This window comes from Streptomyces albiaxialis, from assembly GCF_039530985.1.
GTDB classification, from domain to species: domain Bacteria; phylum Actinomycetota; class Actinomycetes; order Streptomycetales; family Streptomycetaceae; genus Streptomyces; species Streptomyces albiaxialis.
The window spans coordinates 501,233-513,795 of the sequence record NZ_BAAAPE010000013.1; the positions used below are offsets into that span (position 1 = coordinate 501,233).

The 12,563-nt window shown below is 73.1% G+C and carries 13 protein-coding genes; 3 read left to right on the top strand and 10 right to left on the bottom strand.

All coding sequences use genetic code 11. From position 1 onward, the window contains the following. Positions 1-80: 80 nt before the first annotated feature. Complete coding sequence (locus tag ABD343_RS25895) at positions 81-836, top strand: TetR/AcrR family transcriptional regulator (protein ID WP_344531733.1); 756 nt, start codon at positions 81-83, stop codon at positions 834-836. 121 nt (positions 837-957) lie between these two features. On the opposite strand, the gene ABD343_RS25900 is transcribed toward ABD343_RS25895, so the two are convergent. Next, positions 958-1,647 (bottom strand): TetR family transcriptional regulator, encoded by a 690-nt coding sequence (locus ABD343_RS25900; RefSeq protein ID WP_344531734.1) that lies wholly within the window; start codon positions 1,645-1,647, stop codon positions 958-960. A 104-nt stretch (positions 1,648-1,751) separates the two neighbouring features. Between ABD343_RS25900 and ABD343_RS25905 the strand changes: the two genes are divergently transcribed. Beyond that, positions 1,752-1,913: a hypothetical protein gene (locus ABD343_RS25905; protein ID WP_344531735.1), complete on the top strand. Its 162-nt coding sequence runs from the start codon at positions 1,752-1,754 to the stop codon at positions 1,911-1,913. Positions 1,914-1,915: 2 nt separating this feature from the next. Then, positions 1,916-2,185, top strand: a complete 270-nt coding sequence (locus ABD343_RS25910; protein WP_344531736.1) for a DUF4190 domain-containing protein — start codon at positions 1,916-1,918, stop codon at positions 2,183-2,185. Positions 2,186-2,201: 16 nt separating this feature from the next. Here ABD343_RS25910 and ABD343_RS25915 read toward each other — a convergent pair whose 3' ends face one another. From ABD343_RS25915 to ABD343_RS25955, 9 genes are all read right to left on the bottom strand, one after another. Next, entirely contained in the window at positions 2,202-3,026 is an 825-nt protein-coding gene (locus ABD343_RS25915; RefSeq protein WP_344531737.1) for an isoprenyl transferase, read from the bottom strand. Positions 3,027-3,077: 51 nt separating this feature from the next. Beyond that, positions 3,078-3,836 carry a DNA repair protein RecO gene (gene recO, locus ABD343_RS25920; protein WP_344531738.1) on the bottom strand — a complete coding sequence of 253 codons (759 nt, stop codon included), beginning with the start codon at positions 3,834-3,836 and terminating at the stop codon, positions 3,078-3,080. Between the two features lie 130 nt (positions 3,837-3,966). Continuing rightward, on the bottom strand, positions 3,967-4,695 hold the full coding sequence (locus ABD343_RS25925) for a response regulator transcription factor (RefSeq protein ID WP_344531739.1): 729 nt from the start codon (positions 4,693-4,695) through the stop codon (positions 3,967-3,969). Next, the gene (locus ABD343_RS25930) at positions 4,692-5,927 is read right to left on the bottom strand and encodes a sensor histidine kinase (protein WP_425578269.1); all 1,236 of its coding nucleotides are present in this window, start codon (positions 5,925-5,927) and stop codon (positions 4,692-4,694) included. The genes ABD343_RS25925 and ABD343_RS25930 overlap by 4 nt, the downstream gene beginning before the upstream one ends. A gap of 20 nt (positions 5,928-5,947) precedes the next feature. After that, positions 5,948-8,053: an MMPL family transporter gene (locus ABD343_RS25935; RefSeq protein ID WP_344531740.1), complete on the bottom strand. Its 2,106-nt coding sequence runs from the start codon at positions 8,051-8,053 to the stop codon at positions 5,948-5,950. A gap of 172 nt (positions 8,054-8,225) precedes the next feature. Further along, the gene (locus tag ABD343_RS25940) at positions 8,226-9,506 is read right to left on the bottom strand and encodes an MFS transporter (protein WP_344531741.1); all 1,281 of its coding nucleotides are present in this window, start codon (positions 9,504-9,506) and stop codon (positions 8,226-8,228) included. Next, a complete protein-coding gene (locus tag ABD343_RS25945; RefSeq protein ID WP_344531742.1) occupies positions 9,503-10,870 on the bottom strand; it encodes a GH1 family beta-glucosidase in 1,368 nt (455 codons plus the stop codon). Before ABD343_RS25945 ends, ABD343_RS25940 begins: the two co-directional genes overlap by 4 nt. Before the next feature lie 287 nt (positions 10,871-11,157). Then, a complete protein-coding gene (locus tag ABD343_RS25950; RefSeq protein WP_344531743.1) occupies positions 11,158-11,808 on the bottom strand; it encodes a TerB family tellurite resistance protein in 651 nt (216 codons plus the stop codon). A 177-nt stretch (positions 11,809-11,985) separates the two neighbouring features. Beyond that, positions 11,986-12,318 carry an ABC transporter ATP-binding protein gene (locus ABD343_RS25955; protein WP_344531744.1) on the bottom strand — a complete coding sequence of 111 codons (333 nt, stop codon included), beginning with the start codon at positions 12,316-12,318 and terminating at the stop codon, positions 11,986-11,988. Positions 12,319-12,563: the final 245 nt, after the last annotated feature.

Consider the following 12,563-nt stretch of genomic DNA (forward strand, 5'->3'; position numbering starts at 1 on the left):
CCCACGCTGGTTCCAGTGGAATCAACTCCACGATAACACCGATACTAACGCTGGAATCACGTCTGCGATATCGTTGATTCATGGCTACCCGTGACACCACCGACAGCTCCCGCCTCCGCATCGTCGAGGCGGCCGTCGAGCTGCTGGAGAGCGGCGGGCCGGACGCGGTGAGCACGCGCGCGGTCGCCGCGGCGGCCGGAGTGCAACCCCCGGCGATCTACCGCCACTTCGGCGACAAGGACGGACTGCTGGAGGCCGTCGCCGAGCACGGCTACGCCCAGTTCCTGGAGAGCAAGCGCGCGCGGCTCGACCCCGCGCCGGACGATCCGGTGGAGGAGCTGCGGCGCGGCTGGGACATGGTCGTGGAGTTCGGCGTCTCGCGCCCCGAGCTGTTCGCGGTGATGAACAGGGCCACGGGCCGGGGCTCGGACCTGGCGCACCGCGCGGGCCTGGAGATCCTCCGCGGCCGGGTGCGGCGGCTGTCGGCCGGGGGCTGGCTGCGGGTCGGCGAGGAGCTGGCCGCCCAGATCATCCAGGCCACGGGCCAGGGCGCGGTCATCACCTGGCACTCGACGCCCCCGGAGCGCCGCGATCCGGCGCTGCTGACCGTCCTCCGCGAGACCATGGTCACCGCCGTCACCCGCGCCGAACCGGCGATCCCCGCCGCGGAGTCCGGCTCCGGCCCCGCGGCGGCGGCCCGCGCGCTGCGCGCCGCGCTCCCCGAGGAGGCCGATGACGCCGCCGACGATGCCGCCGCCCTGAGCGGCGCCGAGCGGCACCTGCTGCGCGAGTGGCTCACCCGCCTGGCCACGACCGGTGGCGCGACACGGGACTGACGCGCCGCCGGACCGCACCCCGAAGGGACCGTAGGAGCCGAAAGGACCGTAGGAACCGAAAGGACCGTAGGAACCGAAAGGACCGTAGGAGCCGAAGGGGCGGCGCCGGAGCGGCCGCCCTCTACCCCGTCTCCGACATCCAGTGGCGGCGCCCCAGGCTGATCAGGCGGAGCTGGCGGCGGGCCGTGCGGGCGACGTGCTCCTCGTCGGGGCCCTCGCCCTGGGCCGCCTCCAGGAAGGCGGAGGCGGTCATCACCATGTGGTCGACGTACGTCTCGCCGAGCATGCGCAGGTCGTCGCGGGTCCAGCCGCGGGAGATCTCGTCCCGCTCCAGCACCCCCGCGACCTCCTCGGCGAAGCCGTCGAGCTGGGCACCGATCGCCTGGCGCACGGGGGCCACTCCGCCGTGCCGCTCGCGGACGAGGAACCGTACGTGCTCGGGGTGGGCGCGGACATGGGCCGCGAGCGCGTCGACGGCGTGGTCGATCCGGTCGGCGTCCGCGCCGTACTCGGCCAGGCCCGCGCGGATCAGCTCGCGCAGCCCGTCGAGCGACTCCTCGACGAGCGCGACACCGAGGTCGGCGACGTCGTGGAAGTGCCGGTAGAAGGCCGTGGGCGAGACGCCGACGGCGCGGGCGATCTCGCGCAGGCCCAGGCTGCTGAGGCTCTGGTGCTCCAGCAGCGCGAGGCCCGCGTCCAGCAGCGCGCGGCGGGTCCTGGCCTTCTGCGCCGCTCTCTGCGAGGCGGCGGGCGGCGCGCCCGACTGCGCCCCCGACGACGCTCCCGACGGTGCCCCTGACGTCGTACTCATGCGACTCAGTTAACAGTTGTGCGCCGAAGCACGCAAGAGGTAGCCTCGGCTCAGTGAACAGTTGTCCTCACAGTTGTTCACCGAGAGAGGAGAGGAGGCACCCGATGCTCTTCCTTGTCGCCGCATTCCTGCTGCTGGGCATCCTGGTGGGACCGCCGGCGCATCTTCCGCCGCCCGTCACGGCGACGGCGGGCGCGGTCGTCGCCGCCTGGCTGCTCGTCTTCGCGGTCCGCGAGCGCAACCGGCGTCACCGGCAGAGGAGTTGACGATGAGCACGCTCACGCACGACACCCGGCCCACCGGCCGTGCGGCCGCCGACGACATGGCCGTCGCGGCGTTCGTCATGGGGCTGGTGGGCCTGGTGGTCTTCAACCTGGTCCTCGGGCCCTGCGCCCTCGTCCTCGGCGGGCTCGCGCTCGCCCGGCGCACCACCCGGCGCGGGCGCGCCGCGCTCGGGATGGCGCTGGGCGCCGCCGATCTGGTCGTCCTGGCCACGCTGGTCACCGCGAACGGGACCGTGGCCTGGAACTTCGGCTGACCTGCCCCCGTAAGGGCTAAGCCTTCGCGGCGTCCGGCTCGTTGGGCTGGGCGCCGCCGAAGCGGCGGTCGCGCTGTGCGTACTCCAGGCAGGCCCGCCACAGGTCGCGCCGGTCGAAGTCCGGCCACAGCACGTCCTGGTAGACCATCTCGGCGTACGCGCTCTGCCAGATCAGGTAGTTGGAGGTGCGCTGCTCGCCGGAGGGGCGCAGGAAGAGGTCCACGTCCGGCATGTCGCGGTAGTACAGATACTTCGCGACGGTCTTCTCGTTCACCTTCGACGGGTCGAGCTTGCCCGCCTTCACGTCCTGCGCGATCGCCTGCGCGGCGTCGGCGATCTCGGCACGGCCGCCGTAGTTCACGCAGAAGTACAGCGTCATCGCGTCGTTGTCCTTCGTCTGCTCCTGCGCGACCTGGAGCTCTTGGACGACGGACTTCCACAGCTTGGGCATCCGGCCGACCCAGCGGATACGGATGCCGAGCGCGTCCATCTCGTCGCGGCGGCGGCGGATGACGTCGCGGTTGAAGTTCATCAGAAAGCGCACCTCTTCGGGTGAGCGCTTCCAGTTCTCGGTCGAGAAGGCGTAGAGCGAGAGGTTCTTGACGCCCATCTCCAGGCAGCCCTTGAGGACGTCCATGACGACGGCCTCCCCCACCTTGTGGCCCTCCGTGCGCGGCAGGCCGCGCTGCTTGGCCCAGCGGCCGTTGCCGTCCATCACGACCGCCACGTGGCCGGGCACCAGCTCGCCGGGGATCTTCGGGGGGCGGGCGCCCGAGGGGTGCGGCTCGGGCTTCTGGTACTCGCGCTGCTGCGACCAGGACAGCATTCCGCGGCGTGCCATCTCGCTTCTCATCTCCAGCGTGCCGTACGGGTGTGGGGAACCCGGCCGAGCCTAACCGTTCAGGCCCTGCCGGACGTACCTGAGCGAGCGCAGCCCCCGCTCCAGGTGCCAGTGCAGATAGGCCGAGACCAGCCCGGAGCCCTCGCGGCAGTGCCGGGACTCCGCCGCGTCCGCCGTCTCCCAGTCGCCCGTCAGCAGCGCGCCCAGCAGCCGGAGCGCCTCCGGCGAGGGGACGACGCTGCCGGGGACGCGGCAGTCGCCGCATATCACTCCGCCCGAGGCCACCGAGAAGAACCGGTTCGGGCCGGGAAGGCCGCACTTGGCGCAGTCGCCGAACGACGGGGCGTAACCGCCCATGGCGAGGGAGCGCAGCAGGAACGCGTCCAGCACCAGGTTCGGCCCGTGCTCGCCCGAGGCGAGGGTGCGCAGGCCGCCGACGAGCAGCAGATACTGCTGGACGTTCGGCTCGCCCTCGTGGTCGGTGAACCGCTCGGCGGTCTCCAGCATGGCCGTGCCCGCGGTGTAGCGGTCGTAGTCCGCGATGATCCCCTGGCCGTACGGGGCGATGGTCTCCGTCTGCGTGCAGAGCGGGAGGCCGCGGCCGACCAGGTCGCTGCCGCGCGCGAAGAACTGCACGTCGACGTGGCTGAACGGCTCCAGCCGTGCCCCGAACTTCGACTTGGTGCGCCGGACGCCGCGCGCTACCGCCCGTACCCGGCCGTGACCCCGTGTGAGCAGCGTGATGATGCGGTCGGCCTCGCCCAGCTTCTGGGTGCGCAGCACGATGCCGTCGTCGCGGAACAGGGTCATGGGGGCATTCTCCCTTATCCCCGGACTCGGCATCGGGGCTGCGAACGGGCTGCCCCTTGCCGAATCCGTCGCAGTCCGCGGGTACGCGCGGGCCGGGCGCGCAGTTCCCCGCGCCCCTGACGGGGCTCCCTCACGGCGCCGTTCCCGGCGTCACCAGGCCCGACTCGTACGCCGCTATGACCAGTTGCGCCCTGTCCCGCACCGCGAGCTTGCCCATGATGCGGCTCACATGGGTCTTGGCAGTGAGCGGGGAGAGGGTGAGGGCCTCGGCGATCTCCGTGTTGTTCAGGCCACGGGCGACGAGGGCGAGGACCTGGCACTCGCGGTCGGAGAGCATGTCCAGCACTCCCCTGCCGCGTTCGCCGGGCCGCGGGGCCTCAGGGGAGCGCAGCACCCGGGCGATCAGCCGGGACGTGGGGCCGGGCGAGAGGAGCGCCTCGCCCGAGGCGACCGTACGGATGCCCTCCAGCAGCTCGGCCGGTCTCGTGTCCTTGACCAGGAAGCCGGAGGCGCCCGCGCGCAGCGCCTCGACCACGTGCTCGTCGGTGTCGTACGTGGTGAGCACGAGGACCTTCACGCCGCTCAGCTCCGCGTCGGCGGCGATGGCGCGCGTGGCCTCGATGCCGTCGAGGTCGGGCATGCGGATGTCCATCACGACGAGGTCGGCGCGGGTCTCGCGGACGAGCGCCAGCGCCTCCCTGCCGGTCGCGGCCTCGCCGACGACGGACATGCCGGGGGCGGAGGCGACGAGCATCGCGAAGGCCGCGCGCACCAGGGTCTGGTCGTCGGCGAGGACGACACGGATCGGCGGGGCGGGCGGCTGCGCGGACGGGGAGGGGGACGGCTGCGGGGGCGTCATGCGGTGGCCTCTCGTCGGGCGGTGGTGTCGAACGGGAGATGCGCGGTCACCTGGAAGCCGGGGCCGGCGAAGCCCGCCTCCAGGGTGCCGCCCACGCTGCGGGCGCGTTCGCGCATCCCGACGATGCCGAACCCGCCCTCTCCGGGCGGCACTTCCCGGTCGCGCGGTTCGCCGCCGTCGTCCCGTACGGAGATCCGCAGGCCGCCCCCGGCGGCCTCCACGGCGGCCCGGATCCGGACGGCCGCGCCCGCGTGCCGTACGGCGTTGGTGAACGCCTCCTGCACGATGCGGTACGCGGCGGCGCTCACCGCGGCGGGCGGCGCGGCGGCCAGCGCCGTGTCGTGGACGGTGAGTTCGACGTGCGCGCCCGCGCCCTTGGCCGCGCGGGCGAGGTCCGGGAGGCCGGAGAGGCCGGGCAGCGGGCCGTGGCTCTCCGTGTCGTCGGCGCGCAGCACCTCCAGGGTGGTGCGCAGTTCGGCGCGGGCGTCGCGGCAGGTGTCGGAGATCCCGTCGAGGGCCTTGGCGACGGCCTCGCGGTCGAGCCGTTCGGGGTCGGCGACGAGGACGTGCGCGGCCACGGAGGTCTGCACGCCGATCAGGGTGATGCTGTGCGCGAGGAGGTCGTGCAGGTCGCGGGCGATCCGCAGCCGTTCCTGGGCGACGCGCCGGGCGGCCTCCTCCTCCCGGGTGCGCTCGGCGCGTTCGGCCCGTTCGACGATGGCCGCGATGTAGTTCCGGTGGATGCGCACGGACTCCCCGACGAGGACGCAGGCGACCAGCCAGCCGGAGATCCGCAGCATCTCGCCCAGGTCGTGGGCGTCGCCCATGCCGATCGTCACGCCCGCCAGCGCGCCCAGGATGATGAGGAGCGCGACGAACGAGCGCACCGGCGGGCCCGCCGCCGAGAGCGAGTACAGCGCGACGAACGAGGCGGGCACGACGGCGGTGTGGACGTAGTCCTGCGCGTGGTACGGGGCGACCAGCGCGATCATCGCGAACATGGTCAGCCCCGGCGCCCACCGGCAGGACATCACGAGGAGGGAGCTGCCGACGAGCAGCAGCCAGCCGACCGCGCCCGGCGCGCGGCCGTCGCCCGGGGGCATGCTCACGGCCAGCGTCGACTGGAGCGCGAGCATGCCCAGCGCGAGCAGGACGTCGCCGCGCGAGAGACGCGGTGCCCGCTGCTGCGGCAGGAAGGTGCGGGCCATGGCGGCCGCTAGATCCTGAGGCATCGGCACGCTCCCATCCTCGCTCAGCCCCTCTTCGCCCCGGGCTCCGCCCGGAAGAGGCGTCCCGGCCACCACATCCAGCGCTTCAGCAACAGACTGGCAGAGGTGACGAGATACGTGCGCACCAGGAAGGTGTCCAGCAGCACGCCGACCGCGATGACGAAGCCCATCTCGGCCATCATCACCATCGGCATCGAGGCGAGCACGCAGAACGTCGCCGCGAGCACGATGCCCGCCGAGGCGATCACGCCGCCCGTCGTGCGCAGCGCGGTCAGCGCGGCCTCGGGGACGGGGGCGCCGCGCAGCGACTCCTCGCGCATCCGGTGCATCAGGAAGATCCCGTAGTCGACGCCGAGCGCGACGAGGAAGACGAACGTCAGCAGCGGTATTGCCGGATCGAGCCCCTCGAAGCCGAGTACGGGCCCGAAGACGAGCCCGCCGAGGCCCATCGCGGCCCCCCAGGACGCGACGACGGCGACGACGAGGATGAGCGGCGCTGTCAGGCTGCGCAGCAGCGCGATCAGGATGAGCAGCACGGCGCCGAGGGCCAGCGGGATGACGATGCGGCGGTCGTCGGCGTTCGTCGTGGCCAGGTCGAGCTGTTCGGCGCTGGGGCCGCCGACGAGCGCCTCTGCGCCGTCGAGGGAGGCGAGTTCGCCGCGCAGGGCGCGGATCGTGTCCTTCTCCCCCGCCGACTCGGGTGCGTCGCGGGCGAAGACGCTCAGCTCGGTCCAGCCGCCGCCGCTGCGCCCGCGTTCGACGCGGGCGACGCCGTCGGTGGCCTTCGCGGTGCTCTCCGCGGGGCCCGCCTCGGCGGTGCGCGCCAGGACGGTGACGGGCTGGCTGCTGCTCTCCGGGAAGGACTTCTCGACGGTCGCGAGCGCGGAGACCGACTCGGGGGTGCGGGTGAAGGTGTCCTCCTGGCGCAGGGTGCCGGGGAGCGCGGTCGTGCCGAGCGCGAGCGTGCCGAGCAGCACGGCGCCGCCGATCAGCACGGTGGCGGGGCGGCGCCCGGCGGAGCTGCCCATGAGGGTGAACAGCGAGCGCCGCGCGGGCGGTTCGCTGCCGTACGCCGGGATCAGCGGCCAGAAGACGCGGCGCCCCAGCAGGACCAGCAGCGCGGGCAGCAGCGTCATCATGGCGGCCAGGGCGCAGACGACGCCCACGGCGCCGACGGGCCCGAGCGAGCTGCTGCTGTTGAGGTCGGCGGCGAGCAGGCACAGCAGCCCGGCGGCGACCGTGCCCGAGGAGGCGAGGATCGCGGGCCCGCAGCCGCGCAGCGCGGCCAGCATGGCGGCGTACGGGCGTTCGTGGCGTCGGAGTTCCTCGCGGTAGCGGGCGACGAGCAGCAGCGCGTAGTCCGTTCCGGCTCCGAAGATCAGCACCGTCATCACGGAGGTGTTCATGGTGCTGACGTTCATGTCGAAGCCCTGCACGAGCCCGTAGACGACGGCCATGGCGACCACCGAGGAGACGCCGACGACCGCCAGCGGGACGAGCCACAGCACGGGGCTGCGGTAGGTCAGGATGAGCAGCACGGCGACGACGGCGGCCGTGCCGAGCATCAGGACGCTGTCGGCGGACTCGAAGATCTCGTCCATGTCGGAGGCGAGCGCGCCGGGCCCGCCGACCTCGACGCTGAGCCCCTCCCCGGGTTCGTCGAGCCGTTCCCGTACGTCGGCCACCGCCTCGCCCCTGGAGTCCTCGTCCAGCCCGGTCAGGGAGAGGGCCGTCAGCAGGGTCGTGCCGTCCTTGGCGGGGACGGTGCGGGGTGTGGCGGGGCCGCTGTGCTCGTAGGCGCCCGCGATCTCGCGGGCCTGCGTGGCGGCGAGCCGCTTGTCGGCGGCGGTGAGTCCGCCGTCGCGGTGGTGGACCAGGAGCAGATCGGTCGTGCCGCCGCCGGGCAGCTTGTCCACGAGTTCCTGGACGCGGGTCGAATCGGCGCCGGCCGGCAGGTAGTCGGCGGGCTGGTCGCGGGTGACGCCTCCGAGCTTGCCGCTGAACGGCAGCGCGAGGGCGACGGCGGCGATCCACAGTCCGATCACCGCCCAGGGCAGGAGTCTTCCGCGGCGTTTCTCCCCCGTGCGGGGCGGTGCCGCCCCGGGGGTCTCCGTGAGCACGGACCCCATGCGCGTTCCCTTCGTCTGTACGGATTCCGGTCGTCGACCAGCCTTCCGCCGGAACGGCGCCCGGTCCTCGCTCGCGGGGGCGAAGTCGGCGCTACGGCACGGGGCGGTACGGGGGCGGCGTTACTCCCCCGGGCGTAATCCGGGGGGAGGCAGCCCCGTACGGCCGGAGGGCTCAGTCCACGCCGCGGATCCGGCGGACCAGGACGGCGCCCGCGAGCCCGACCAGCGCGGCCGTCACGTACAGCACCGGGTAGCCGCCGAGGTGGGTGACGATCGGCGCGGCGAGCACAGGGGCCGCGACCTGGGGAAGGGAGTTGGCGATGTTGATGACGCCGAGGTCCTTGCCGCGGCTGGCGGCGGCGGGCAGCACGTCGGCCATCAGCGCGAAGTCGACGGAGGTGAAGACGCCGAAGCCGATGCCGAGCAGCGCGGCGGCGACGAGCACCCCGGTCCAGGTCTGCCAGAAGGCCATCATCCCGGTGGCGCCCGCCATCAGGACGCCCGCCCACAGCACGAACGGCTTACGGCGTCCCACGCGGTCCGACCAGACGCCGCCGACGAGCACGGTCGCGAGCAGAAGTGCCGAGTAGAGGGCGGTCAGCAGGAGCACGCCGTTCTCGGGGTCCTCGGCGTGGAGGACGTCGCGCAGGAAGTAGAGCAGGTAGAGCAGCGCGAGGGAGTTGCCGAGATTGACGAGGAAGCGGGTGAGCCAGGCCCAGCCGAAATCGGGGTTTGAACGCGGACTTATCCAGAAGCCCCGGGTGAATTCCCGCCATCCCAGGGGCGGACGGAGCGACACGGGCAACGGTGTGTCCTGCCGCAGCAGGACGTACGGAACGACCGCGAGCACCGTGAAGAGCGCGCACGCGGCATAGCCCAGGGCGATGCCGCCCGCCGCCATGGCGAGCCCCGTGCCCAGGACGATGCCGAGGGTCTGGGAGACGCCCAGCCAGCCGCCGACCTCGCCGCGCTGCCCGGTCGGCACACGGTCGGGCACGGCCGCGACGACGGCGGCGAACGTCGCGTTCAGCGCGAGCTGCACCAGGCACCAGCCCAGCACCATGACGGCCACCCGGTCGGCGGCGGCCAGCACGCCCAGTCCGGCGGCGCCCCCGAGGACGCCCGCGACGATCCAGGGCGTACGCCGCCCGTAACGGGAGACCGTACGGTCCGACAGCGCGCCGAAGACGGGGTTGGCGACGAGCGAGACGGCGGCGCCGACGCCGGTGACCCAGGCGAGGACGGACTCCTTGCTCCAGCCGTGCGGGGCGAGTTCGTCGGCCTGGAGGGCGAGCAGCACCTGGATCGGGCCGTACCAGCCCACCCACACCGAGGCGTTGGCCAGGGACAGCGCGGCCGTCCAGCGGGGCGCGACGCGGACGGTGGGCTCGGCGAGCGGGTCGGGGGGCGCCGCCTCGTCCGCCCCGTCATCCACGTGTCGGGGAACGGTCACCGCTCGCGCTGTGCGCGCAGGACGTCCCGCAGCCAGCGGTAGGAGTCCTTGGGCGTGCGCTCCAGCGTCTCGTAGTCGACGTGGACGAGGCCGAAGCGCTGGCTGTTCCCCTCGGCCCACTCGAAGTTGTCCATCAGCGACCAGACGAAGTAGCCGCGGACGTCGGCCCCGTCGTCCATCGCGACGCGCAGCTCGCGCAGATGGCCGTCGAGGAAGGCGATACGGCGCGCGTCCTCGGTCTTCTCGGGGTACGCGCAGCCGTTCTCGGTGATCATGACGGGCGGCAGCCGGTCACCGTAGCGGTCGCGGAAGATCCGGAGTGTCTCGGACAGGCCCTCGGGGACGACCGCCCAGTTGAACCCTGTGCGTTCCCGGCCGGGTATCTCCCGTATCCCGAAGGGCAGTTCGGCGGGCATGCCGATCCCGGCGAACTCGCCCGCCTGCTCGACGGGGTCGGGGGCGCCGACGAGGGTCGGCTGGTAGTAGTTGATCCCGTACCAGTCCAGCGGCTCGGCGATCGTCTTGAGGTCGTCCTCGACGGGGCCCGGCAGCATCGCGGCGAGCCCCTCGTCGGGGTAGCGCCCGAGGAGCACGGGGTCGGCGAACATCCGGTTCGTGATCACGTCGTACAGCTCCGCGGCGCCCTTGTCCTCCTCGCCCCCCGAGAGCGGCCAGACGGGGCCGTGCGAGTTGGCGATGCCGATCGAACGGGCGCCGCGCGCACGGAGCGCCTGGACGGCCAGGCCGTGGCCGAGGAGCTGGTGGTGCGCGACGGGCAGCGCGTCGAACAGGAGCCGCTTGCCGGGCGCGTGCTCGCCCAGGCCGTAGCCGAGGAGCGTCAGCTCGGCGGGCTCGTTGAGGGTGATCCAGTGGGCGACGCGGTCGCCGAGCCGGCCCGCGACGGCGTCCGCGTACTCCGCGTACAGCCGCGCCGTGTCCCGCGCGAGCCAGCCGCCGCGCTCCTCCTCGACGGGGAGCGGGGTGTCCCAGTGGTAGAGCGTGACGACGGGCTGGATGCCGGACTCTGCGAGGGCGTCGACGAGACGGTCGTAGAAGTCCAGCCCCCGGACGTTGAGTTCGCCGCCGCCGGAGGGGAAGACGCGCGGCCAGGCGACCGAGAAGCGGTACGCGCCGACGCCGAGGTCCTTCATCAGCGCCACGTCTTCCCGCCAGCGGTGGTAGTGCCCCGTGGCGGTACGCGCCGTCGTCCCGTCCTTGACCCGGCCCGGCTCGGCGGTGAACGCGTCCCAGGTCGCCGGGCCCCGCCCGTCCTCGTCGACGGCACCCTCGATCTGGAACGCGGAGGTGGAGACCCCCCAGAGGAACCCCTCGGGAAACTCCGGCAACGTTGTCGGCCTCGTCATGCAGGGACTCCACCAGTGCGTTGAACGAGAGTCAATACCCGTGCGTAGCCCCGCCTTTGCGGTGAGCCTGTGCCGGGGGCCGAGAAGGGGTTGCCCCTTACGGTGCATCGCGGACTCCCCGTCCGTTGCGGTCGCTCGCGCAGTTCCCCGCACCCCTGACGGGGCACTCCTGGGTGAGACCTAAAGGGGCGCGGGGAACTGCGCGCCCCGGCCATGGCACCGGTCGCGGACGGCGAATCACGGCAAGGGGCAGCCCAATAGCCGCCCGCGGGGAAACGCGGTCGCCCTCAGAAGGGCATACGGGCTTCGGCAAGCAGCCGGTCGACGTCCTCGGCCCCGATCTCCAGGGCACGCCCGACCGCCGCCAGCACCTCCCGCTCCGCGGCCTGGTACATCCCGTCGGCCAGCGCGATCCGCGCGCCCTGGAGGAGCAAGCTCTCACGGCCGGGCACGGCGAGGTGCGCGGCGAGCGGCGTCAGCACCTCGTGCAGCTCGATCTCCATCGAGACCCGCCCCTCGGCGGACAGCGCCGCGAGCAGCGTCGTCAGCTCCTCCTCCGTGCAGCCCGGGAAGCCCGCGCCGCGCACGGCGTCGACGGCGGTCTCGCGCGCGGAACGCGCGTCCGCGCCGCCCGCGACCAGTACCGCGAGCGCGACGCTGTGCACGGCGTCGCGGAGCATCGACGACAGCCGCGTGGTGGTCGGATGGTCCAGCGCGTCGGTGCCGAAGTGGCCCCGGCAGTCCACGCATTCGACGACGGGCGGCGCCGCGCCACGCGGCAGCAGCGGGATACCGAGGAAGACGAAGCGGCGGTGGCCCGTACGGCGCCGGTAGCGGCGGTCGCCGCCGCACTCCGCGCAGAAGAAGTCACCGTCGTCGACCGTGCGCCAACTGGTGCGGACGCCCGCCAGACGGACTCGGGGCGTACGTGGGTGCATGGCACCGCACCTCCATCACGATTCGGCAACGTCGCCGGGTGACGTGATGTTAACCACAGTTCGAGCGCTCCGTCAGCACTCCCTGCGCGACGATCCCCGCGCGGGCATGCCGAAGAGGCGTCCCGCGCACGGCCGTACGCCGTGCGGAACGCCCCGGTGGCACGGCGAAGGCCCGGGTCAGAGGCCGTGTCGCGCGGGGACGACGGTCGTCGGGCCGTCGTACGGATCCTCGAAGACGTGGGCCTTCAGTCCGAAGCAGTCGTCCAGCAGTTCGGAGGTGACGACCTCCGAGGGACTGCCCTCCGCCACCAGCCGTCCCTCCTTCATCACCACGAGGTGGTCGCTGTAGCGGGCGGCGAGGCTGAGGTCGTGGAGCACCGTGACGATCGTCCGGCCGGTGTCGCGGCACAGCGCGACGACGAGTTCGAGCACGTCGACGGCGTGGGCGAGGTCGAGATGGGTGGTCGGCTCGTCCAGGAGCAGCACCTCCGTCTCCTGCGCGAGGGCCATGCGACCCGGGCGCGCTGCCGCTGCCCGCCCGAGAGTTCGTCGAGCGGGGCGTGCTGGAGGGCCTCGACGCCGGTCGCGCGCGTCGCGGCGGCGGCGATGCGGTCGTCCTCGGGGCTCCAGGCCCGGTACCAGGGCTGGTGCGGCTGCCGTCCGCGCGCGGCGAGTTCGCCGACGGTCATGCCCTCGGGCGCGGCGGGGCTCTGCGGCAGCATCGCGAGCCGCCGGGCGATCTCGCGGGGCCGCAG